The organism is Burkholderia sp. Tr-20390, assembly GCF_017104595.1.
GTDB lineage: Bacteria > Pseudomonadota > Gammaproteobacteria > Burkholderiales > Burkholderiaceae > Burkholderia.
This window is the reverse complement of the sequence record NZ_JAAGPC010000026.1, coordinates 1-21,898: the sequence shown is the minus strand read 5'-3', so window position 1 is coordinate 21,898 and position 21,898 is coordinate 1. Positions and strand designations below refer to the sequence as shown.

Genomic DNA, 21,898 nt, shown 5'->3' with positions numbered 1-21,898 from the left:
TCCCGTTTCAGCGGCATCATCAGCATCGGTCGTACCCGACGCAATGGAACACCACAGGTGAAGAATTGACCGACGACGAAGAACTTTCACTCCGCCGCGAGAGCCGCTTCTGGGAGCTGCCGCCGGTGAAATGGTGGATCCGCGGGCACGGCCGCGACGGCTATTCGTTCCGTCTGCTGCTGTGGCCGCCGGTGATCGTGTTCGTGCTCGAATTCATCTGCATGCTGTTCGACGCGCTGTACACCGCCATCGGCATCAGCGCCGTCGCGACGCTGTTCCTCGGCTTCGCCGGGTACCACGGCGCGCAGCGCGAGTGGCTGGTGCCCGCCGCGACCACGCGTGCACTCGTGAAGGCGCGCATGAAGAAGGCGTCCGAACGGTTCTCGTCGCTCGGCGTGGGCGCGACCGTGCTCGCGATCTTCGTCGCGGCAACCTCGCTGTCGCTCGTGATGTCGGGTCAGCCGGTGCTGGATACCGCGTCGAAGGACGCGGTGTCGATCTTCATCGCGCTGGTGTTCCTGCCGGTGTACGTGTCCGGCGCGGTGCGCAAGCTGGCGATCGCGCGGATCGAGGAACTGGAGGCGCTGCGCAACGCGACCCTCGGCACCCGCCTGCAATTCGACCGGGCCGGTGCGGTGCGCGCGGTCGTCGTGCAGGGCGCGGCGGGGAAAGGAACCGTGTCCGTGTGGGAGTACACGGTGCTCGGGTTCAACCCGCCGCTCGAACAGGTCGGGCGCGAACCGGGCGCGTGATGGTTGAAGGCGGCGTAAAAGCGACGTGAAGCCGGCGTCTCAAGCCGGAAAGCGCGCGTTTCCCGGCGCCGGCACGAGGTTGTCGGGCCACTGCACTTCGAACCGCGTGCCGCCCGCACCGGTCGGCACGCAGACGGCTTCGCCGTGGTGCGCATGGGCGATCGCCGCGACGACGGCGAGCCCGAGGCCGCTGCCGCCGGGCTGCGACTCGTCGACGCGCCGAAACGCCTTGAACACGTGCGGCGCGAAATCGGCCGGGATGCCGGGGCCGTCGTCCTCGACGCGCAGCCGGCACATCCCTGCTTCGATCCGCGTCTGGATCCGGATCGTGCCGGGCACCGCGTGGCGGCGTGCGTTTTCCAGCAGCGCGAGCAGCGCCTGACGAATCCGCACCGGGTCGCAGCGCATGCGCCGCGTGTCGAGATCGAGCACCGGATGCTGGCCGGCGGCCTGCAGCGCATGGGCGAACACGTCGACCACGGCGCGCACGTCGGCGGCAAGGTCGGCGTCGCGGATCTCGATGCTCAAGTGGCCGCCATCCGCGAGGCTGACCACGCGCAGATCCTCGATCAGCCGCGTCAGCCCTTCGACCTGCGTGAGCAGGCTGCGGAACTGTGCTTCGTCGGGCTTGAACACGCCCTCGGCGAGCCCCTGCAGGCGCCCGCGCAGCACCGTGACGGGCGTGCGCAGCTCGTGCGCGATCGCGGCATTCCAGATCGCCTGCTCGTTGGTCACGCGCTGCAGTTCGTCGGCGAGCGCGTTGAAGTGGTCGGCGAGCAGTGCGGCTTCATGCAGCGAACGGTCGCCTGCCACGGCACGCGCGTCGAGATCGCCGCGCGCGACGCGGCGAATGCTGTCCGTGACCGAATTGAGCGGCACGAGGATGCGGCGCGCAAGATTGACGGCGACCGCGACCGACAGCGCGAGGCCGACCGACGTGGTCGCGATCAGCCACAGCCATTCCGGTGCGGTCGGCAGCCAGTTCTTCGTGTTGAAATGCGCGGGCCAGTAGTTGAACGCGACGTAATAGAAGAGGATGGCGGTCAGCACCATCAGCAGCGTCACGCCGAACACCATCCCGGCCATCGTCAGCGCGATCTGCCGGCTCAGGCCATCGAGCTTCACGTCAACTCCAGAGCTTGTAGCCGACGCCGCGCACGCTGACGGGCACGCCCTGCACGCCGAGGTCGTCCAGCTTCTTGCGCAGCTTGCTGACGTGGCTGTCCACCGTGCGCTCCAGCGCGTCGCCTTCCGGCAGGCAGGTGGCCATCAGCTCGGCGCGGCTGAACACGCGCCGCGGCGCGCGCGCGAGTTGCGCGAGCAGCTTGAACTCGGTGAGCGTCAGCACGAGCGTGTGCCGTTCGCTGCCCACTTCGAGCGTGGCTTCATGGCGTTCGAGATCGATCTCGAACGGCGCGACCCGCAGCACGCGCTGCTCTTCCTGGCGGGAGCCGGCCATCGAACGGCGCAGCACCGCCTGCGCACGCGCGACGACTTCGGCGGGATTGAACGGCTTCACCACGTAGTCGTCGGCGCCGATGCGCAGGCCGGTGAGCTTGTCGATGTCCTGGTCGAGCGCGGTCAGCATGATCACGGGTGTGTCGCCGCGATGACGGATTTCGGCGAGCACCTTCCAGCCGTCGACGTGCGGCATCTGCACGTCGAGCAGCACGAGGTCGGGCTTGAGCTGCAGGTGCAGTTCCAGTGCGCGGCGGCCGTCGGCCGCGTGCACGGTGCGCAGGCCGCCGCGCGCGAGATAGGCAGTCAGGATCTCGGCGATCTCGGGTTCGTCTTCGGCGATGAGGACGAGCGCCTGGGCGTCCTGGCCGGCGCTGGAAGGGGGCGGGAGATCAGGCAGGGCCATTCGTGTGAGTCCATCGGGGGTTCCATCGAGTCGCCATACTACCGCATGGGAAATGCTGTCGAGCAGAGGTCGGGCGGTGGCGCGGGACGGCGTGTTGGCGAACGATGTGACGACGATGGCCCGGTTCGACGGGGCCGGACCGCGCCCGCGGTCGGCCGGCACCGCGGGCGGGACGCCCGTCTGCAACGTGAAGGGGCGCGACGCGCGGCGCGGGCCGTGTCAGTGGCCGACTTCCTTCAGCAGCGCGGCGGCCGCGAGCTTGCCGATCCCGTTCGATGCGAGCGGGCTGTCGCCGGTGATCAGCTTGCGGTCCTGATGGCAGCGGCCGGTCATGTCCTTGTTGAGCACCTTCGCGCCGAGCTTATCCAGGCTTTGCGCGACGAGCCACGGCAGCGGGCCCGGCATGTAGCCGATCTCGAGATTCGGGCCGGTGTCGAGCGCATCCGGGAACACGCACATCTCGTAGCCCTTGAACGGGTAGTCCCGCGGATCTTCGTCCACGGCAGCGGACAACAGGCTCGCGGGCCCGTGGCACAGCGTGATGATGTGGCGGTCGTTGTCGAGCGCCCAGTGCAGCGCGCGCTTCACCTCCTTGCTGTACGGAATGGCGGCGAGCACGCCATGGCCACCCGGGATGAACACGGCGATGTACGGCGATTCGGGCCCGAGGTTGGCGTCGAGTACATCGGACAGCTTCAGCGGCGCCTTGAGCTTCGGCAGGTACTTCCGGTACGTGCCCTGCACCGCCTCGTCGTCGCCCGGCATCGCCCAGAGTTCGAGTTTCGCGGGGTTCCCCGACAGTGTCGCGATGTCGATCTCGAAGCCGGCCTGGTCCATGTGATGCATCGGCAGCAGCATTTCGACCGGATGATTGCCGGTCGAGAACATCTTGCCGTTCGTCATCAGGATGTAGCGCTCGTCGGTCGCGATCATCAGCACCTTCCACTTGCCCCCCGTGTACGGATTCGGGTAATCCGCGCCGGTGAAGTCGGTCTTCGACGACGTGTACTGCGACAGCGAATACGGGGACGGAAAGTACGCGTTGTTTTCGGCCGGATCGGGCGTGGGCGTTCTGTCCATCTGCGGCTGTTCGGAAGTCATGGCTGCTCCTTTCTCGGGGGATGGATTGAGGATTCGGCATGCAAAACGGCACACAACGCGTGCATTGCACATGCACGGTTGCGAATCGGCGGCGTGGGCCTCCGTTCATGCCCGGGGCGAGGGGATGCGCGTCCCGAACAACGGGTTGCGCGCCGTCATGAATCGTACCTCGGCACCCGGTGCGCCACGCCCCCCCGATCAGGTGGGTCGTGGCACCGCACCGCGCACCGTGCGCCCCTCGTCGTGGATACGCCCGGCACGTGACGCGCGGATGTCCGCCGGGCCGGCGCGCCAGCGCCGACTCCCCCTGACAGGGGGGGGCGCCCAAGCCGGCGCGTCGGGTATCGTGGCCCCACTCGCGAAGACCGGCCCCGGCGGATGCACGGGCCGTGCCGCCCGCGGGCGCGCAGCTTTGCCCGGCCGGCATCGTGCCTGACCGGTCGCTTATGGAGCCCTTCATGAATCCGTCACAGCCGCATTTGCACGATGCGCCGGCCCCGTCCGCGCATGCGTATCCGCTGCTGATCAAGCAGCTGCTTCACACGCCGCTCGCGACGCGGCCCGAGCAGGAGATCGTGTACGGCGACCAGGTCCGGCACGACTACTGGACGTTCCGGCATCGCATCGGGCAACTCGCGAGCGGGCTGACGTCGCTCGGCGTCGGCGCGGGCGATACGGTCGCCGTGATGGACTGGGACAGCCACCGCTACCTGGAGTGTTATTACGCGATCCCGATGATGGGCGCGGTGCTGATGACCGCGAACGTCAGGCTGTCGCCCGATCAGCTCCTCCACACGCTGAACCATTGCGGCGCGCGGGTCGTGCTGGTGCATCGCGATTTCCTGCCGTTGCTGGACGGCATCCGTGACCGGCTCGTGGCCGCGCAGCGCTTCGTGCTGATCGCGGACGGCGCCGAGACCGGGCTGCCCGACGGTTTCGCCGACGAATACGAACGGCTCGTCGCGGCCAGTTCGCCCGATTTCATGTTCGGCGATTTCGACGAGAACACCCGCGCGACGACGTTCTATACGACCGGCACGACCGGGCTGCCGAAAGGCGTCGCGTTCAGCCACCGCCAGCTCGTGCTGCACACGCTGGCGGGGATGGCCGCGCTGTCGAGCGCGCGCGAGCGCGGGCGCCTGCATCGCGACGATGTCTACATGCCGATCACGCCGATGTTCCACGTGCACGCGTGGGGGCTGCCCTACATCGCGACCGCGCTCGGGCTCAAGCAGGTCTATCCGGGGCGCTACTCGCCCGACGGGCTGCTGGCGCTGATCGCGCGCGAATCGGTGACGTTCTCGCACTGCGTGCCGACGCTGCTCGGCATGATCCTCGACTGCCCCGCATCGGCATCGGTCGATCTCTCGTCGTGGAAGGTGGTGGTCGGCGGCTCGCCGTTGCCGGAAGGGCTCGCGCGGGCAGCGCTCGCGCGCGGCATCGACGTGTACACCGGTTACGGGATGTCGGAAACCTGCCCGCTGATGACGATCGCCCAGGTCGATGCGTCGCCGACGGCGAACGGCACGGCCGACGACGCGCTCGCGCGCCGGACCAGGGCGGGGCTGCCGCTGCCGCTCGTCGACCTGCGCATCGTCGATGCGCAGTTTCGCGACGTGCCGCATGACGGCCGTGCGGCCGGCGAGGTCGTCGTTCGCATGCCGTGGGCGACGGCCGGCTATCTCGGCGACGCGCCGGCAACGGCGTCGTTGTGGGCCGGCGGCTATCTCCATACGAACGACATCGGCGTGATCGATCCGGACGGCCGGCTGCAGATCACCGACCGGATCAAGGACGTGATCAAGACGGGCGGCGAATGGGTGTCGTCGCTGGAGCTCGAGGACATCCTGTCGCGCCATCCCGCCGTGCGCGAATCGGCCGTGATCGGCGTGAGGGACGCGCGCTGGGGCGAGCGGCCGCTCGCGCTCGTCGTGCTGGCCGACGACCAGGTGGGGCGCGTCAGTCCGGCCGAGTTGCAGGCGCACGTGAAGCAGGTCGCCGATCGCGGGCTGATTTCGCGGTACGCGGTGCCGGAGCGGCTGCTGATCGTCGACGCGATCGAGAAGACGAGCGTCGGGAAGATCAACAAGCGGGCGCTGCGGGATCGCTACCAGCCCGCGTGACGGCGCGGCCGGCCAAGCGCCGGCTCATCCGAGCGTCGTCTTGCCGAGATCCTCGAAGAGCCGGACGTTGTCCCAGTAGGCAGCCAGCCGCGTGATGCGGCCGTCGGCGTCGAACTCGAACACGAACGCGTGCCGCAGCGTGAACGACCGGCCGCGATTCCGGATACCGAGGAAGTCCCGCGCCTGCGTGCCGCGGATCGTGACCTCGGCGGTGGCGTGGCGGCCGGCACCATCCGCATGAATGGCGTCGATCCGGTTCGACAGGTCCGGGAACGCATCGAGCAGCGTGCCCCAGGTCATCCTGCCGTGCGTGGCGACCGGAGCCGCCGCGCCGGCCGGCACGTAGTCGAGCACGGCGGCGGGGGAAAAGAGCGCGAGCATGCCTTCGACGTCATGCTGGCGATACCGGTCGAAAAAGGCGGCGACGACGTCGCGACGGTTCATGCGGACTCCTCGTGGAACGGCTGGGCGACGGTCCCGACGCGCGGCGCGAGCCGGCTGTGCAGGACACCTTCCGGTCAGGATGGAGTGACTTTCCCGGCGCGGTAGCCCCCCGAATGGGGGGCTGAACAGCACCGGCCCGATCGAGAACAATGCGAGTCCTTCCGTTCGACCGGCGCACGCCGCGGTACGGATATCACCTACTTTTGACGGCCGTCGCCGTGTCGCTATGCTGTTCCGGCGCGGGGCGGCGCCGCGCCGCGCACCGGGCCGCACGGCGGTCCGGCCTTCCAGGCGGACGCACGCGCGCAGCGCAAGGAGAACAGGAACAGCATGACGTCCAGCGACAGCAGACAAGCAGCAGGGCCTGCGGACGCCGACGGGATCGAAGTGCTGGTGCGCACCAAGCTCGCACCGGCATCGGCCCGTGGAATCGTGTCGCGCATCGCGCGGTTCGGCCGGCTCGCGCGCGGCCTCGATCGGCGGCTGACGCTCGTGTGCGCGCCGGCCGGGTACGGCAAGACGACCGTGCTGGCGGAGTGGCGCCATGCACTCGTCGCGACGAACGTGAAGGTCGCCTGGGTGAGCCTCGACCAGGACGACGACAACGCGTCGATCTTCTCGTCGTACGTGGTGGCGGCGATCGTCGACGCGACGGGCGGGGTCGGCGGCCGCGCGCAGCGGCTGCTGCGCGACCGCGCGCTGATTCCGCTGAAGATCGTGTTCGACGAACTGCTCAACGAGCTGGAGGGGGCGGGCGTCGAGCTGGTCCTGATGCTCGACGACTACGACCGCCTTGCGTCGCCCGTCATCCACGACGCGATGTTCGAGCTGCTGCGCTATGCGCCATCGAACCTGCACGTGGTGCTGTCGTGCCGCTCGGCGCCCGCGTTGCCGCTCAGCTATTTCGAATCGCGCGACGAGCTCGTCCGGGTCGACGAGGACGACCTGCGCTTCGACGAAGCGGAGACGCGCGCGTTCTTCGAGCGCGTCGCCGGCAAGCCGCTCAGTGCGGAAAACGTCGGGCGGCTGCGCGCGGCCACCGAAGGCTGGGTGTCTGGCCTGCAACTCGCGGCGCTCGCGTTGCGCGACGACACCGATGCGGCGCGCGTCGCCGAGCAGGTCAGCCATGCGCGCGCCGGCATTGCCGCGTACCTGAACGAGAACGTGATGACGCAGGTGCCGGATGCGATCCGTCACTTCCTGCTCTGCACGGCCGTGCTGGACCGCATGACGCCCGCGCTGTGCGATGCGCTGACGGGCCGCGACGATGCCGTCGCGTGCCTGGAGTGGCTGAGCACGCACAACCTGTTCATCCGGTCGGTCGACGGCGGCCGCCGGAGCTACCGCTATCACGCGCTGTTCCTGCAATACCTGCGCGAGGAGCTGGCGTTGCGCCGGCCGGACGAGGTCGGCGCGCTGCATCGCCGCGCGAGCGCGTGGTACGCGGCCGAGCGGCAATGGCCTGATGCGGTCAGGCATGCGCTCGCCGCCGGCGATTTCGACGCGGCCGCCGGCTGGGTCGAGGCGTGCGCGATGAAGCTGATCGCCGCGAGCGACGTCCGCACCGTGCTCGACTGGGTGTCCCGCCTGCCGGAGCAGGCGCTGGCGGGCCGCCTGCGGCTGCGGATCGCCCACGTGTGGGCATTGGCGTTGTCGATGCAGATGGTCGACGCGCGCCGCGCGCTGGAGGCGATCGAAGCCGATATCGACGCACGGCGGCTCGGCACGGACGCGATCACCGCGACCGAACTGCTCGGCGTCCGCTCGCTCATCGCGGGGCTGTCGGACCGGAGCATCGAGTCGCTCGCGCTCGGCGAGCGCGTGCTGGCGGCCGGCCCGCCGGCCGGCTCGTGGGTCGAGCAGATCGGGCAGACGACGCTGATCTTCGGGCTCGGCTACGCGGGCCGTCTCGACGACGTGCTCGACCTGCGCGCGCGCGCGGAACGCGCGGCGTCGGGCCAGGAGCCGCTGTTCGCGCATGTCTACCGGCAGAACATGTCCGGCCTCGCCGAATTCGTCGCGGGCCGCCTGCACGATGCGTCGAAGACCTTCGAGACCGCGCTGCGCGGCGCGGAACACTCGGCGGGGCGGCTGTCGGCGGCAACGGCGCTGTCGGCCGGCTACCTGTCCGCGATCTACTACGAATGGAACGACTGGCCGAAGGTGCGCGACGCGCAGCGCGACCGGTTCGACATCGCGATGCAGGCGTGCTCGCTCGGGCCGCTGCTGCGGTTCATGCAGACGGCCGCGGTGCTGCAGTTCCGGTCCGGCAACGAGGCCCGTGCGCACGAGATCCTCGACGAGGTCGACCACATCGCCTGCAGCCGGCAATGGCTGCGGTTGCGCGTCGCCTGCATGGCGACCGGCGTTCGGCTGCACGTGAGCGCGGGGAAGCTGACCCAGGCCCATCGTGTCGGGCGGGCGCTGGCGGCGCTGGTGCCGGCTGCCGCGCCGGAAGCCGCGTCGAGCTACGTCGAGACGTGGCAGATGGCGCAGTGCACGCGGGCGCGGCTGCTGCTTGCCGATGCCCGCGCGGAAGAAGCTGCGCAGATCATGGCAACGGTGCACGACGTGCTGGCCGCGCGCGGCTTCGACTGGTTCGCCGCGCAGGCCGCCGTGCTGCGTGCGGTCGCGCTCGAACAGGCCGGGCAGGAAGACGACGCCCTGGCCGTGCTCGCCCCGGCGCTCGAATACGGGCAAGGCAACGGGCTCGTGCGCACGTTCGTCGACGAAGGCGCCGTGGCCGAACGCCTGACGGCGCGCGTGCTGAAGCGGGCCGACCGGTTTCCGGCGGTCGGCACGTGGTATCTGCGCGAACTCGCGCGGGCGTTCGAGGCGGACCGCGCGTCGAACGCCGCGCCGGCCGCGCGGCCCGGCACGGCCGGCAACCTGAGCGCGCGCGAGGTCGAGATCCTCGATTACGTCGCGCGCGGCCTGTCGAACAAGGAGATCGCCCGCGCGCTGCGCGTTGCGCCGGAGACGATCAAGTGGCACCTGAAGAACATCTTCGAGAAGCTCAACGTCACGTCGCGCATCCAGGCCGTGCGCAGCGGGCTGGCGCTCGATGCGTCGTCCCGCACGCGCGTCGGCGACGAATAGGCGGTGGCGGGCGGTGCGGTGGCGTTGCCACGGTGCGACGGGCTCAGCGATGCGCGTCGAACGCGGACACGATCTCGTCGATCGTCGCGCGGATGCGCGCGGTGTGGCGCAGGTCGCGATGCGTGACGAGCCAGACCTCGTACGGCGCGTCCCGCGTCTGCGCGGGCCAGATGCGGGCGAGGCCGTCGCGTTCGCCCATATGCACCGGCACTTCGCCGATGCCGAGGCCCGCGCGCAGCGCGGCGCGCATCATCAGGCTCGAATTCATCCGCCCGACGATGCGTCCTGCGTCGATCGGCTCGCCGGCGATCGCCGGCTTCCGGCTCGCGTCGACATACGGCTGGTAGACGACCAGGTCGTGCCCCGCGAACGCGCTGCCGCGCACGGGTTCGCCATGCCGTTGCAGATAGTCGTGCGAAGCGAACAGGCCCATGTCCCAGCAGGCGAGGCGGCGCGCGACGAGATCGGGGTTGTCGGGCCGCACGGTGCGCACCGCGATGTCGGCCTCCCGTTTCGCCAGGTTCAGGACTTGAGTCGCCGTGTTCAGCGACACGCATACGTCGGGGTGCTTCGCGTGCAGCCGCGCGATCGACGGCATCACGAATTCGAGCGCGAGCGCATCGGTCGTCGTGATCTTGACCTCGCCGGCGAGCCGCCGGTCGACGCCCTGCGTCACGCGGACGAGTTCGTGCGCATGCTGCTCCATCGCCTCGGCGGCGCGCAGCGCCAGCTCGCCGACCGGCGTGGTCAGGTAGCCCTTCGACGAGCGCAGGAACAGCGTGGCGCCGAGCATGTGCTCGAGCTGCGCGAGCCGGCGCCCGACCGTCGCCTGGTCGACCCCGAGCGTTTGCGCCGCGCGGCGCAACGTGCGTTCGCGATGAATCGCGAGGAACACGCGTGCGTCGTCCCAGTTCATCGCTTGTGCTGACTGATGCATTTTTGCATTCCTCGTTCGGCAATTCACTGCGTGCCCGCGCGCGGCACCGTCCCTAGACTGTCTTCACACCCATTGCGATGCCGCGATTCGAGGAGGTTCCGCGAATCGGCCGCGCATCGACGAACGTTGAGGATCATATCGTGACTGATGACGTGAAACCCCTGCCCGCCAACATGACGGCGATCGAAATCGTGCGTCCCGGCGGCCCCGACGTGCTCGTGCCGACCACGCGTCCCGTGCCGTCGCCGGGCCACGACGAAGTGCTGATCCGCATTCATGCGGCCGGCGTGAACGGCCCCGACGTGTTCCAGCGCAAGGGGCTGTACGATCCGCCGCCCGGCGCGTCCGACATTCCCGGTCTCGAGGTTGCCGGCGAAGTCGTCGCGGTCGGCCGCGACGTCACGCGCTTCGCGATCGGCGACGAAGTCTGCGCGCTGATTCCGGGCGGCGGCTACGCGGAATACGCGGTGGCGAACGAAAGCAATACGCTCGCGATCCCCGACGGCCTCGACATGACGGAAGCCGCGGCGATGCCCGAAACCTTCATGACGGTCTGGCTGAACCTGTTCCAGCGCGGCGGCTTCGCGGCCGGCGACAGCGTGCTGATTCACGGCGGCGCGTCGGGCATCGGCACGACCGCGACGATGCTGGCGAAGGCGTTCGGCGCGTCGACCCTCATCACGACGGTGGGCTCGGACGCGCAGCGCGACGCGAGCCTGCGGCTCGGCGCGGATCTCGCGATCGAATACCGCAACGAGGATTTCGTCGACGCGGTCAAGCGCTTCACCGACGGCAAGGGCGTCGACGTGATCGTCGACATCATCGCCGGCGACTACGTCGCGCGCAATTTCGCGGCGGCCGCGATGAACGGCCGCATCGTCCAGATCGGCGTGATCAACGGGCCCGCGAAGGAGCTCGACCTGTTCCCGATGCTCACCAAGCGCCTCACGCACATCGGCTCGACGCTGCGCTCGCGCACCTACGCGGAGAAGGCGCAGCTCATCCGCGAGCTGGAGGAAGCCGTGTGGCCGCTGATCCGGCAGGGCAAGGTGAAGCCGCAGGTCTACCAGACCTTCGATCTTCGCGACGCGAGCGCGGCGCACGCGCTGATGGATTCCGGCCGCCACATCGGCAAGATCGTGCTGCGCACGCCGGCTTCCGTCGCAGACGGCAAGCATTCCACATGATCGGCCCGCGCTTCAGCCCCCCGGACGGGGGGCTGAAGGCTGCGCGGCGAATGGCGACAATCGGTACCACTGAACATGACGGCGCGCGACGCGATCGATGGCCCAGCGGCACGTCGACGCTTCGCGGGCCGCGGTTCGAAACCGAGGCCGCGGTGCGCGGCCGGGCGCGGGACGGCCCGGTCGTGCGCGCGTGGCGGATGGCGCGCCGGCCGCGATGGACGATGAATCGAAATGGACATGCTTGAAAACATGCGGACGTTCGTGCGTGTCGTGCAGGCCGGCAGCTTCACCGCCGTCGCGAGGCAGGGCGACATGGCCACCGCGCAGGTGTCGCGGGCCGTCGCCAGCCTGGAGGACTACGCGCAGATCCGGCTGCTGAACCGGACGACCCGCAAGATCGCGCTGACCGACAGCGGGCGGCGCTATTTCGAGCGCCTGCTGGCGATCCTCGGCGATGTCGACCAGGCGAACGCCGAAGCGCGCAATGCGCTGGTCCGCCCGTACGGGCGGCTGCGCGTGCATACGATGCCGGGGCTCGGGCAGAGCCACGTGACCGCGTCGGCTGTCGCGTATCAGGCGATCTTTCCCGAGGTGTCCGTCGAAATGACGTACTCGCAGCGGCTGCCGAATCTCGTCGAAGAGGGGTACGACGTGTCGGTCGTCACCGCGTCGAGCCTGCCCGATTCCGGCTATATCGCGCACTCGTGCGGGCGGAGCTACAGCGTGCTGGTCGCGTCGCCCGCCTATCTCGCGCGGCATGGCACGCCGCACAACCCGGCGGAACTGGCGGACCATACGTGCCTGCGCCTCGATACGCCTGCCGACGCGAATGGCGAATGGCAGTTGCACGGCGGCGACGGCTGCGTTGCGACGCATGCCGTGCTCGCCGCGCCGTTCCACGCGAATGCGCCGGAAGCTTTGTCGATCGCGCTGCGTGCGGGGCTGGGCATCGGCTCGCTCGCGATCTATTCGGTCATCGACGATCTGCGCAGCGGACGGCTCGTCCGCGTGCTGCCCGATTACCGGCTGACGATGCTCGACGTCTACGCGATGTTCGCGTCCCGCCGCTTCGTGGACGCGAAGATCCGCACCTTTCTCGACCACCTGCGCGCGACGCTGTCGCCCGCGCTGGCGGCCGACGAACACGCACTCGAATCGATCGCCGCGCCGCGCGGCCGTGCGCTAAGCCGTGCGATGTCCGGTGCGGCGGCCTGACCGCCTTCCCCCGCCGTTTCCCCCCGCAGTTATCCATCGTTCCTTGAGGAGATTTTTCGATGAAGATTCGTCTTGCCGTCATTGCAGGTTGTGTTGCGCTGTCGCCGATCCTGGGCCATGCGCAGTCGGGCGCACCCAATGCGGACGTGTCCGGCCCGCAACGGGTCGCCACGTCGGCGGCCGCGTCCGCCGTTGCGTCGCCGTCACCCGCGGCGGCGGCACGGTCGGCGAAGAAGGCCGATCGCGCGGCCGATCGCGCGTTCGCGAAGAAGGTCCGCCAGGCGATCGCGAAGGCGCCCGGCATCGGCGACGCGCATGTCACCGTGTTTGCGAAGGCGAAGACGGGCGACGTGACGTTGGCCGGCCAGATCACGGACCCGTCGCAGGATCAGGTCGCGGTGGAGGCGGCCCGCCAGGTGCCGGGTGTCACGTCCGTGAAAAGCCGGTTGCAGTTGCGTCTGGAAGGCGCGCAGTAACGGGCACGTGCCCCCCGGGCGGCGACGTCCGGGGTATTCGCGCGTCATGCCCGTGAATCGACTGCCGGCCCTCCCGGTGCGGGTATGCGCACGTTCCGGCCGGGCCGGCAGCGATTGTTTCAAACGGGCCTCTGCCCGGCCGGCTGGCGCGTGGCTGCGTCAGATCTGGCCCATCAGCACCAGTATCACGACGATGACGACGACCAGCCCGACGGTGCCCGAGGGCCAGTAGCCCCAACTGCGGCTGTGGGGCCATGCAGGAAATGCACCGATGAGTAGGAGAATCAGAATGATGATAAGGATCGTACCGAGCATCGCACCCCTCCTGGAACGGATTGGACTTCGCGGTTCTCCCGCCGAGAGTGAGGGGAGCAATGCGCGTGCCGCGACGGCGCGCGCCGAACAGCGGCAAGGTCCGAAGCAGGGCGGATTCACAAAATGAATACCCCCGGATTCAGAAAATAAAGTTTAAAAATGCGTCCCCGCCCCCTATGCTGAATCCTTCTGATCTGGCGGGCACGCGATGGCTGAACTTTTTCTGGTACGGCACGGGCAGGCGTCCTTCGGCACGGACGACTACGACCGCTTGTCCGCGTCGGGCGAGCAGCAGGGCGTCTGGCTCGGCGAATACTTCGCGCGGCAAGCGCTCACATTCGACCGCGTGATCTGCGGCACGCTGAACCGCCACGCGCAGACGGTCGACGCGATCCTGCGCGGGATGGGCCGCGAAGGCGCGCCGGTCGACCGCCACCCGGGCCTGAACGAATACGACTTCCATGGCCTGTTCGCGGCCGCCGCGCACGACTACCCCGACATCGCCCGCCTCGCGGCCGGCTCGATGAAGGAGCATTTCCGCGCGCTCCGGCAGGTGCTGCAGCTCTGGTCGGAAGACAAGCTCGGCGAGTCGGCCCCCGAGACCTGGGCGCACTTCCAGCAGCGCGTGGCCGACGCCCGCGCGGCGATCCGCCACGGCGGCGGCCAGCGCGTGCTGGCGGTGAGCTCCGGCGGCCCGATCGCGGTCACCGTGCAGCAGGTGCTGGCCGCGCCGCCGTCGAGCGCGATCGCGCTGAACCTGCAGATCCGCAACAGCAGCCTTTCGCAGTTTTTCTTCAACGCCGATGCGTTCCACCTCGCGTCGTTCAACGGCATCCCGCATCTGGAGGATCCCGAACGACACGCGCTGCGAACCTACGGCTGACCCACGAACGATCGCGACGATGACGAACCCTACCCAGCAACTCGACGTAGCCCGCCTCACGCGCTATCTGGAAGCGCACGTGCCGGGCTTCGAAGGCCCGGTCGACACGGAGAAGTTTGCCGGCGGCCAGTCGAATCCGACTTTCCTGCTGCACGCGAAGAGCGGCCGCTACGTGCTGCGCCGCCAGCCGCCGGGCGAACTGCTGAAGTCCGCCCATGCAGTCGACCGCGAATTCCGCGTATTGAGCGCGCTGTCGGGCACCGCGGTGCCGGTCGCGCATCCGTATCACCTCTGCGAAGACCGCGACGTGATCGGCAGCCTGTTCTACGTGATGAGCTACGAGGACGGCCGGATCTTCTGGGATCCCGCATTGCCGGAGCTGCCGAAGGCCGATCGCGCGGCCTGCTACGACGCGTTGCTGCAGACGATGGCCGCGTTGCACGACGTCGATGTCGAGGCAGTGGGCCTTGCCGACTACGGCCGCCCCGGCAATTACTTCGAGCGCCAGATCGGCGTGTGGACGAAGCAGTACCGCGCGGCGGAAACCGAGCGCCTCGACGCGATGGAAACGCTGATCGACTGGCTGCCGAAGGCGTGCCCGGAGGACACGGGCCGGCCGACGCTGGTGCATGGCGACTTCCGGATCGACAACCTGATGTTCGCGCGCGACAGCTATCGCGTGCAGGCCGTGCTCGACTGGGAACTGTCGACGCTCGGCAATCCGCTCGCCGATCTCGCGTATCTCTGCATGTGCCTGCGGCTGCCGTCCGGCGGGCAGGTGCGCGGGCTCGCGGGCCAGGATCGCGCCGAACTCGGCGTGCCGGACGAAGCGGCGATCGTCGCGCGCTATTGCGAACTGCGCGGCATCGAGCCGATCCGCGACTGGCACTTCTACCTCGCGTTCAGTTTCTTCCGGCTCGCGTCGATCGCGCAGGGCGTGAAGGCGCGCGCGCTGCAGGGCAATGCGTCGAGCGAGCAGGCGCTGCGCGTCGGCGCGATGGCCGGGCGGCTCGCCGAGCTGGCCGTCGGCGTGATCGACGCGCATCGCTGAAGCGGCCGGTTTCACCGGGCAGCGGCAGGACACCACATCAATGGAGGAGCACAGCAACATGGCAACGAATCTGTTCGACCTGACGGGCAAGATCGCCCTGGTGACGGGCGCGAGCCGCGGCATCGGCGAGGAAATCGCGAAACTGCTCGCGGAGCAGGGCGCGCACGTGATCGTGTCGAGCCGCAAGCTCGCCGACTGCCAGACCGTGGCCGACGAGATCGTCGCGGCAGGCGGCCGCGCCGAGGCGCTGGCCTGCCACGTCGGGCGGCTCGAGGACATCGCCGCGACGTTCGAGCACATCCGCGGCAAGCACGGCCGTCTCGACATCCTCGTGAACAACGCGGCCGCGAACCCGTATTTCGGGCACATCCTCGATACCGACCTCGCCGCGTACGAGAAGACGGTCGACGTGAACATCCGCGGCTACTTCTTCATGTCGGTCGAGGCCGGCAAGCTGATGAAGACGCACGGCGGCGGCGCGATCGTCAACACGGCGTCGGTGAACGCGCTGCAGCCGGGCGACCGGCAGGGCATCTACTCGATCACGAAGGCCGCGGTCGTCAACATGACGAAGGCGTTCGCGAAGGAATGCGGGCCGCTCGGCATCCGCGTGAACGCGTTGCTGCCGGGTCTCACGAAGACGAAGTTCGCGGGCGCGCTGTTCGCCGACAAGGAGATCTACGAGGCCTGGATGGGGAAGATTCCGCTGCGCCGCCATGCGGAGCCGCGCGAAATGGCCGGCACGGTGCTGTATCTCGTGTCGGACGCGGCGAGCTACACCAACGGCGAATGCATCGTCGTCGACGGCGGCCTGACGATCTGAGCGCGCGATGAAGATCGACAGCTATGCCGGGCAAGCCGTGATGATCACCGGCGCCGCGAGCGGCTTCGGCGCGTTGCTCGCGAGCGAGCTGGCCGCGATGGGCGCGCGCATCGCGCTCGGCGACCTGAACGGCGACGCGCTCGAACGCGTGGCCGCGCCGCTGCGCGCGGCCGGCGCCGACGTGATCGCGCAACGCTGCGACGTGCGCGTCGAGGCCGAGGTGGCATCGCTGGTGCACGCGGCCGCCGAGCGTTTCGGCCGGCTCGACGTCGGCATCAACAACGCGGGCATCGCACCGCCGATGAAGGCGCTGATCGACACCGACGAAGCCGATCTCGACCTGAGCTTCGCGGTGAACGCGAAGGGCGTGTTCTTCGGGATGAAGCACCAGATCCGCCAGATGCTCGCGCAGCGCGAAGGCGTGATCCTGAACGTCGCGTCGATGGCCGGGCTCGGCGGCGCGCCGAAGCTGGCCGCCTACGCGGCGTCGAAGCATGCGGTGGTCGGGCTCACGAAGACGGCGGCCATCGAATACGCGCGCCACGGCATTCGCGTGAATGCGGTGTGCCCGTTCTACAGCACGACGCCGATGGTCACCGACAGCGATCTCGGCGACCGCCAGGACTTTCTCGCGCAGGGCTCGCCGATGAAGCGGCTCGGCCGGCCCGAGGAAATCGTCGCGACGATGCTGACGCTGTGCGCGAAGGAAAACACTTATCTGACCGGGCAGGCCGTCGCCGTCGACGGCGGTGTCTCGGCCTTCTGACCGAACCGGACGAACGGAATCGAGGAGTCGATCATGGATTTTGGCTACACCCCGAAAGTGGAAGAACTGCGCAGCCGCGTGCGCGCATTCATGGACGCGCACATCGTGCCGCGCATTCGCCAGTGGAACGAGGAAGTGCATGCGGGCCAGTATCCCGTGTCGTTCATGGAGGAGCTGAAGGAACGCGCGAAGGCGGAAGGGCTGTGGAACCTGTTCCTGCCGCACCTGAAGGACGACGAGCCCGGCATGGGCCTGACGAACCTCGAATACGCGCCGCTCGCCGAGATCATGGGGCGGGTGGGCTGGGCGTCGGAAGTGTTCAACTGCAACGCGCCGGACACCGGCAACATGGAGCTGCTGCACATGTTCGCGACGCCGGAGCAGCGCGAACAGTGGCTGAAGCCGCTCTTGCGCGGCGAGATCCGCTCGGCGTTCGCGATGACGGAGCCTGACGTGGCGTCGTCGGATGCGACGAACATCACGACGCGCATCGAGCGCGTGGGCGACGAGTACGTGATCAACGGCCGCAAATGGTTCATCACGAACGCCGCGCATCCGAACTGCAAGATCTTCATCGTGATGGGCAAGACCGATCCCGAGGCCGCGTCGCACCAGCAGCAGAGCATGATCCTCGTGCCGCGCGACACGCCGGGCGTGACGATCGTGCGCAACATCACGGTGGTCAATCACTACGCGCCGGAAGGGCACTGCGAGATCACGTTCGACAACGTGCGCGTGCCGGCGCGCAACCTGCTCGGCGAGGAAGGCAGCGGCTTCGCGCTCGCGCAGGCCCGCCTCGGGCCGGGCCGCATCCACCACTGCATGCGCTCGATCGGCGCGGCCGAGCTTGCGCTGGAATTGATGGTCGACCGCGCGCAGTCGCGCGTCGCGTTCGGCAAGCCGTTGAACAAGCACGGCACGGTGGGCGAATGGATCGCGCGCTCGCGCATCGAGATCGAGCAGGCGCGTTTGCTGGTGCTGAAGGCCGCGTGGATGATCGACAAGGTCGGTGCGAAGGCTGCCCGCAAGGAAATCTCGATGATCAAGGCGCTGGTGCCGACCGTCTATACGGACGTGTGCGACCGCGCGATGCAGGTGTTCGGCGCGGCGGGGTTGAGCCCCGATACGCCGCTCGCCGACCACTGGACCTGGGGGCGCGCGCTGCGCTTCGCCGACGGCCCGGACGAGGTGCACCTGCAGGCGATCGCGCGAATGGAAATCAAGGACGGCGAGCCGGGTTCGACGGCCGCGTACCTGACGCCGCCGCTGCGCGGCTGAGCATCGCGCCACGATGCGCAGGGCCGTGGACGAACGAGAGGCGCACGCCGTAAGATGCCGGCAAGGAGATCCGGCGATGCGCCTTTCGAAGATTGACCTGAACCTGTTCGTCGTATTCGACGCGATCTACACCAAGCGCAACCTGACGCGCGCGGCCGAGGTGCTGAACCTCACGCAGCCGGCCGTCAGCAACGCGCTGGCACGGCTGCGCAAGACCCTGAACGATCCGCTGTTCGTCAGCACGCCGGCCGGGATGATGCCCACGCCGCTGGCCGAGAACATCGTCGGCCGCGTGCGCGAGGCGATGCAGCTGCTCGATTCGAGCGCGCACGAAGGCGACGTGTTCGATCCGGCGTCGTCGACGCGCGTGTTCCGGATGAGCATGAGCGACCTGACCGAGGCGCTGCTGCTGCCCGCGCTCGGTGAACTGCTGCAGACGCATGCGCCCGGCATGCACGTGCGCAGCTACACGATGGACCGCCGCGAAGTCGCGACCGCGCTCGCGAACGGCTCCGTCGACCTCGCGATCGACGCGCCGCTGATCGGCGATCCGCACCTGCACCAGGCGCTGCTCGTGCGCGACCGCTATGCGTGCATGATCCGCGACGATCATCCGTTCAAGGGCGACACGCTCACCATGGACGACTACCTTGCGATGGGGCACATCCACGTGTCGAGCCGCCGCAAGGGCAGCGGGCACGTCGACGCGGAGCTGACGCGGCTCGGGCTGCGCCGCACGATCCAGATGCGCGTGCAGCACTACATGGTCGCGCCGTTGATCGCGATGCGCGGCGATCTCGCGCTGACGGCGCCGCTGCGGCTGCTGCAGCGCTATCCGGCGCGGATTCTCGAACTGCCGTTCGAGATGCCGGGCCTCGAATACTTCTGCTACTGGCATCGCAGCGCCGATCAGGACCAGGGCAGCCGGTGGCTGCGCGAGCAACTGATGATGCTGATGGGCGGGATCGGCGACGCGCAGTGATGCGTGTGCGGGGCTCGCCAATGGGGGTGATGCGGCAGCGGTGCGGTGCCACCGCCCGTCTCGGTCGAAACCGCGCCCGTCACGGCGCCGTGCGCTGCCCCTCTCTCGGCCCATGCCCCGTCCACCGCTTGAACGCGCGCCGGAAGTTGTGCGCGTCGCTGAACCCGACTTCGTGCGCGACGTCCTCGATCGACAGCCGCGGGTTGCTCAGCAGCGTGAATGCGCGCTTGCGGCGGATCGTGTCGATCACCGTCTGATACGACACGCCCTGATCGGCGAGCCGCCGCCGGAGTGTGCGCTCGCTCATGCACAGCTGCGCGGCGATCGCCGCGAGCGACGGCGCGTGCCGCAGGTCGCGCCGCATGATCCGTTCGATCGATTCGAGAAATTCGGTGCCTTCGGGTTCGGGCGGCAGCGCGTCCTGCAGGAATTCGAGCGTCTGGCGATGCGCGAGCGGATCGTGGGTCGCGATCGGGCGGTTGCCGAGCGCCGCGTCGCACGAGAACAGGTTCTGCTCCTGTTCGAATCGCACCGGGCACGGGAACACGCGCGCGTATTGTTCCGCATAGGCCGGCGGCGGGTAGCTGAGATCGACGCCCTTCGGCTGGAACGCGGGGCCGACGAGCGAGCGCCCGATCTTCATGAAGCTGCCGAACGCTTCCTCGACGAGGAACGCCTCGATGTCGGGTTCGAGGAAGACGTTGGTCGCGCGGATCGACAGCGTGCGTGCCTCCGACGTCACGTCGAAGCGCAACAGCGGCCCCGTGTGGCGCTGCAGTTCCATCCCGACCGCGATCGCCTCCTTCAGCGTCGGGCTCGTCAGCATCGCGTAGCCGACCAGGCCGATCGACGCGATCGTCTCGCTCGTGCCGAGTTCGAGGCCGAGCGCCCGCCCCGGCGCCATCTCGAGCGCGCGGCGGATCATCGTGCTCGCCTGGCGCAAGGAAATCCGGCACGACGGATTCGACAGGTCCGCGACGTCGAAGCCGAGCCCGAGGCACAGCCGCGTGGGGTCGATGCCCAGTTCCTTGCTTGTCTCCGCGAGGCACCGCAACAGATGGACCGGCAGATTCGCCGTCGTATAACGGTCGGGTTCGTCCATGGATGCTCCGTATTTTTTTCCATGGATTGTACTCGTCCCGCCCGGCCGGAAACCCGGTGCCGCCCCGGCCGCGATTGCCCACATCCCGCGCGGCTCCGCGTCAGAAGTAGTGGCGCAGGCCGACCGTCGCGCCGAGCTGCGTGGTGCTCGTGCTCGGCGACTGCCCATTGATGCCGACCAGCTGCGCGCCGACCAGGCCGCCGCGATAGATCGCGTAGTCGACTTCCGCATAGAGCATGCTGCGCTTCGAGAGGCTGTAGCCGGCGATCACCTGGAACTGGCGCGCGCGGCCGTCGAAGTCCGGCGTGTAGCCCGACTGCGTGGTCCACCATGCGTTGACGGCGGCCGTGAACGCCGACGTGAACCGGTAGGTCAGCCCCGCGAGCGCCATCTTGCGGCGCCGGAACCCGCCGGGCGTCGACGGATCGACCACCTGCGCGGGCGAGATGATGCCGAGCGCGGCGAGATCGGTCGAGCTGAACGGGCCGTTCGCGAACGACGTGAAGTCGTTGTCGCGCGCGTTCTCGATATAGCCGGCGTTGACGGTCGCGTTGCCGAGCGTGACGGAGCCGCCGCCGCCGTAGATGTCGAATTTCGCGTGCGTGACGTCGTCCCAGCTGCGCATGAACGACGCGCCAACCGTGAACGGCCCCTTGTCCGGCGCATACGCGATCGCCGCACCGGCCTGGCCGCCCAGCACGCCGCCGCCCGCATGGCCGCCCGGCGCGTACTGCGCGAGCAGGTACAGGCTGCCGAGCTGCGCGCCGTACTGGATCATGTTGCTGGTGCGCGAGCCCGCGAGCATCGTCTGCTCGGGCTTGAACAGGTTGAAGTACGGATCCTGCGGGCCGGCCCACAGGTTCGAGCCGTAAGTCAGCGACACCATCTCGAACGGCACGTTGTACTGGCGCCCGAGCGCGAGCTGGCCGAGCGACGTCGACGTGAGCCCCACATACGCGACCTCGAAGAAGTTCGGCGCGCCGGCCGGCACGATCGCACCGCTGTTCGGGCCGAAGTGGCTTTCCACGTTGAACTGCGCGGACAGCCCGCCCCCGAGATCCTCCTGCCCCTTGAGGCCCCAGTAGCTTTCCGTCAGGCCGCCGCCGTCGGCCATCGAGATCTTGCGGCCCGTCGACACCGGCGCGCCGTCGGCGCCGTAGGACACGCCGTGGGTTTCGTAGCGGATGCCCGCATCGATCACGCCGTACAGCGTCAAGTTGCTTTGCGCGTGCGCGCCGGTACTGGCCAGGATCATCATCGCGCAGCACGCGGCGCGAACGCATTCGTGACGATTCATTTGTATGGACTCCGCATCGACATGGGGACGGCGGCTCGCACCGCCGGAAACGAATGATGAAAGCCAAATTTGCATGGGCCAAGGCCGCGGCGGCCATTCGCGTGGCGCGTCGCGGCCACGCCATGGCGCACTGCGGTCAGGGTGAAGGCGACGCGCTTGCCACCGCGCCGGGCGCCGCGCGGCGCAGCGCGAGCCGCACGAAC

The 21,898-nt window shown here is 68.8% G+C and carries 20 protein-coding genes; 12 read left to right on the top strand and 8 right to left on the bottom strand.

Features of this window, described 5'->3' with window-relative positions:
* Positions 1 to 65 precede the first annotated feature (65 nt).
* Positions 66 to 752, top strand: coding sequence for a hypothetical protein (locus G3N98_RS10290; RefSeq protein ID WP_206148103.1), 687 nt, complete (start codon positions 66 to 68; stop codon positions 750 to 752).
* Between the two features lie 39 nt (positions 753 to 791).
* On the opposite strand, the gene G3N98_RS10285 is transcribed toward G3N98_RS10290, so the two are convergent.
* From G3N98_RS10285 to hchA, 3 genes are all read right to left on the bottom strand, one after another.
* Positions 792 to 1,877 carry an ATP-binding protein gene (locus G3N98_RS10285; protein ID WP_206148102.1) on the bottom strand — a complete coding sequence of 362 codons (1,086 nt, stop codon included), beginning with the start codon at positions 1,875 to 1,877 and terminating at the stop codon, positions 792 to 794.
* Between the two features lies 1 nt (position 1,878).
* The gene (locus G3N98_RS10280) at positions 1,879 to 2,616 is read right to left on the bottom strand and encodes a response regulator (RefSeq protein ID WP_089446841.1); all 738 of its coding nucleotides are present in this window, start codon (positions 2,614 to 2,616) and stop codon (positions 1,879 to 1,881) included.
* 219 nt (positions 2,617 to 2,835) lie between these two features.
* Entirely contained in the window at positions 2,836 to 3,717 is an 882-nt protein-coding gene (hchA, locus tag G3N98_RS10275) for a glyoxalase III HchA (protein ID WP_206148101.1), read from the bottom strand.
* 458 nt (positions 3,718 to 4,175) lie between these two features.
* On the opposite strand from hchA, the gene G3N98_RS10270 reads away from it, so the two are divergent.
* Entirely contained in the window at positions 4,176 to 5,840 is a 1,665-nt protein-coding gene (locus G3N98_RS10270) for a fatty acid--CoA ligase (RefSeq protein WP_179257690.1), read from the top strand.
* A 24-nt stretch (positions 5,841 to 5,864) separates the two neighbouring features.
* Here the strand turns inward: G3N98_RS10270 and G3N98_RS10265 are convergent, their stop codons facing one another.
* A complete protein-coding gene (locus tag G3N98_RS10265; protein ID WP_089473873.1) occupies positions 5,865 to 6,284 on the bottom strand; it encodes a nuclear transport factor 2 family protein in 420 nt (139 codons plus the stop codon).
* A gap of 330 nt (positions 6,285 to 6,614) precedes the next feature.
* Here G3N98_RS10265 and G3N98_RS10260 point away from each other — a divergent pair, with 330 nt between their 5' ends.
* Positions 6,615 to 9,383, top strand: coding sequence for a LuxR C-terminal-related transcriptional regulator (locus tag G3N98_RS10260; RefSeq protein ID WP_206148100.1), 2,769 nt, complete (start codon positions 6,615 to 6,617; stop codon positions 9,381 to 9,383).
* A gap of 43 nt (positions 9,384 to 9,426) precedes the next feature.
* On the opposite strand, the gene G3N98_RS10255 is transcribed toward G3N98_RS10260, so the two are convergent.
* Complete coding sequence (locus G3N98_RS10255) at positions 9,427 to 10,320, bottom strand: LysR family transcriptional regulator (protein WP_241025842.1); 894 nt, start codon at positions 10,318 to 10,320, stop codon at positions 9,427 to 9,429.
* Between the two features lie 173 nt (positions 10,321 to 10,493).
* Here G3N98_RS10255 and G3N98_RS10250 point away from each other — a divergent pair, with 173 nt between their 5' ends.
* The 3 genes from G3N98_RS10250 (at position 10,494) to G3N98_RS10240 (ending at position 13,198) form a co-directional block, all read left to right on the top strand.
* Positions 10,494 to 11,507 (top strand): NAD(P)H-quinone oxidoreductase, encoded by a 1,014-nt coding sequence (locus G3N98_RS10250; RefSeq protein WP_206148130.1) that lies wholly within the window; start codon positions 10,494 to 10,496, stop codon positions 11,505 to 11,507.
* Positions 11,508 to 11,738: 231 nt separating this feature from the next.
* Positions 11,739 to 12,722 (top strand): LysR family transcriptional regulator, encoded by a 984-nt coding sequence (locus G3N98_RS10245; RefSeq protein WP_089473876.1) that lies wholly within the window; start codon positions 11,739 to 11,741, stop codon positions 12,720 to 12,722.
* Positions 12,723 to 12,781: 59 nt separating this feature from the next.
* Positions 12,782 to 13,198: a BON domain-containing protein gene (locus G3N98_RS10240; protein WP_089473877.1), complete on the top strand. Its 417-nt coding sequence runs from the start codon at positions 12,782 to 12,784 to the stop codon at positions 13,196 to 13,198.
* A gap of 159 nt (positions 13,199 to 13,357) precedes the next feature.
* Here the strand turns inward: G3N98_RS10240 and G3N98_RS10235 are convergent, their stop codons facing one another.
* A complete protein-coding gene (locus G3N98_RS10235; RefSeq protein ID WP_089473878.1) occupies positions 13,358 to 13,513 on the bottom strand; it encodes a DUF3309 family protein in 156 nt (51 codons plus the stop codon).
* Between the two features lie 208 nt (positions 13,514 to 13,721).
* On the opposite strand from G3N98_RS10235, the gene G3N98_RS10230 reads away from it, so the two are divergent.
* The 6 genes from G3N98_RS10230 (at position 13,722) to G3N98_RS10205 (ending at position 19,296) form a co-directional block, all read left to right on the top strand.
* Complete coding sequence (locus tag G3N98_RS10230; RefSeq protein WP_206148099.1) at positions 13,722 to 14,396, top strand: histidine phosphatase family protein; 675 nt, start codon at positions 13,722 to 13,724, stop codon at positions 14,394 to 14,396.
* 19 nt (positions 14,397 to 14,415) lie between these two features.
* Positions 14,416 to 15,447 (top strand): phosphotransferase, encoded by a 1,032-nt coding sequence (locus G3N98_RS10225; protein WP_089473880.1) that lies wholly within the window; start codon positions 14,416 to 14,418, stop codon positions 15,445 to 15,447.
* Positions 15,448 to 15,505: 58 nt separating this feature from the next.
* Complete coding sequence (locus G3N98_RS10220; RefSeq protein ID WP_206148098.1) at positions 15,506 to 16,270, top strand: SDR family oxidoreductase; 765 nt, start codon at positions 15,506 to 15,508, stop codon at positions 16,268 to 16,270.
* 7 nt (positions 16,271 to 16,277) lie between these two features.
* The gene (locus tag G3N98_RS10215; protein WP_206148097.1) at positions 16,278 to 17,036 is read left to right on the top strand and encodes a glucose 1-dehydrogenase; all 759 of its coding nucleotides are present in this window, start codon (positions 16,278 to 16,280) and stop codon (positions 17,034 to 17,036) included.
* A 33-nt stretch (positions 17,037 to 17,069) separates the two neighbouring features.
* The gene (locus G3N98_RS10210) at positions 17,070 to 18,314 is read left to right on the top strand and encodes an acyl-CoA dehydrogenase family protein (RefSeq protein ID WP_206148096.1); all 1,245 of its coding nucleotides are present in this window, start codon (positions 17,070 to 17,072) and stop codon (positions 18,312 to 18,314) included.
* Between the two features lie 76 nt (positions 18,315 to 18,390).
* Complete coding sequence (locus tag G3N98_RS10205; protein WP_089431963.1) at positions 18,391 to 19,296, top strand: LysR family transcriptional regulator; 906 nt, start codon at positions 18,391 to 18,393, stop codon at positions 19,294 to 19,296.
* A 79-nt stretch (positions 19,297 to 19,375) separates the two neighbouring features.
* Here the strand turns inward: G3N98_RS10205 and G3N98_RS10200 are convergent, their stop codons facing one another.
* Positions 19,376 to 20,398: an AraC family transcriptional regulator gene (locus G3N98_RS10200; protein ID WP_206148095.1), complete on the bottom strand. Its 1,023-nt coding sequence runs from the start codon at positions 20,396 to 20,398 to the stop codon at positions 19,376 to 19,378.
* A 100-nt stretch (positions 20,399 to 20,498) separates the two neighbouring features.
* Positions 20,499 to 21,695: a porin gene (locus G3N98_RS10195; RefSeq protein WP_206148094.1), complete on the bottom strand. Its 1,197-nt coding sequence runs from the start codon at positions 21,693 to 21,695 to the stop codon at positions 20,499 to 20,501.
* Between the last annotated feature and the right edge of the window lie 203 nt (positions 21,696 to 21,898).

Bases quoted from the DNA above. Each gene is read 5' to 3' on its own strand.
- G3N98_RS10280 (WP_089446841.1), bottom strand. From the start codon at position 2,616: ATGGCCCTGCCTGATCTCCCGCCCCCTTCCAGCGCCGGCCAGGACGCC.
- hchA (WP_206148101.1), bottom strand. From the start codon at position 3,717: ATGACTTCCGAACAGCCGCAGATGGACAGAACGCCCACGCCCGATCCG.
- G3N98_RS10270 (WP_179257690.1), top strand. From the start codon at position 4,176: ATGAATCCGTCACAGCCGCATTTGCACGATGCGCCGGCCCCGTCCGCG.
- G3N98_RS10265 (WP_089473873.1), bottom strand. From the start codon at position 6,284: ATGAACCGTCGCGACGTCGTCGCCGCCTTTTTCGACCGGTATCGCCAG.
- G3N98_RS10260 (WP_206148100.1), top strand. From the start codon at position 6,615: ATGACGTCCAGCGACAGCAGACAAGCAGCAGGGCCTGCGGACGCCGAC.
- G3N98_RS10255 (WP_241025842.1), bottom strand. From the start codon at position 10,320: ATGCATCAGTCAGCACAAGCGATGAACTGGGACGACGCACGCGTGTTC.
- G3N98_RS10250 (WP_206148130.1), top strand. From the start codon at position 10,494: ATGACGGCGATCGAAATCGTGCGTCCCGGCGGCCCCGACGTGCTCGTG.
- G3N98_RS10245 (WP_089473876.1), top strand. From the start codon at position 11,739: ATGGACATGCTTGAAAACATGCGGACGTTCGTGCGTGTCGTGCAGGCC.
- G3N98_RS10240 (WP_089473877.1), top strand. From the start codon at position 12,782: ATGAAGATTCGTCTTGCCGTCATTGCAGGTTGTGTTGCGCTGTCGCCG.
- G3N98_RS10235 (WP_089473878.1), bottom strand. From the start codon at position 13,513: ATGCTCGGTACGATCCTTATCATCATTCTGATTCTCCTACTCATCGGT.
- G3N98_RS10230 (WP_206148099.1), top strand. From the start codon at position 13,722: ATGGCTGAACTTTTTCTGGTACGGCACGGGCAGGCGTCCTTCGGCACG.
- G3N98_RS10225 (WP_089473880.1), top strand. From the start codon at position 14,416: ATGACGAACCCTACCCAGCAACTCGACGTAGCCCGCCTCACGCGCTAT.
- G3N98_RS10220 (WP_206148098.1), top strand. From the start codon at position 15,506: ATGGCAACGAATCTGTTCGACCTGACGGGCAAGATCGCCCTGGTGACG.
- G3N98_RS10215 (WP_206148097.1), top strand. From the start codon at position 16,278: ATGAAGATCGACAGCTATGCCGGGCAAGCCGTGATGATCACCGGCGCC.
- G3N98_RS10210 (WP_206148096.1), top strand. From the start codon at position 17,070: ATGGATTTTGGCTACACCCCGAAAGTGGAAGAACTGCGCAGCCGCGTG.
- G3N98_RS10205 (WP_089431963.1), top strand. From the start codon at position 18,391: ATGCGCCTTTCGAAGATTGACCTGAACCTGTTCGTCGTATTCGACGCG.
- G3N98_RS10200 (WP_206148095.1), bottom strand. From the start codon at position 20,398: ATGGACGAACCCGACCGTTATACGACGGCGAATCTGCCGGTCCATCTG.
- G3N98_RS10195 (WP_206148094.1), bottom strand. From the start codon at position 21,695: ATGAATCGTCACGAATGCGTTCGCGCCGCGTGCTGCGCGATGATGATC.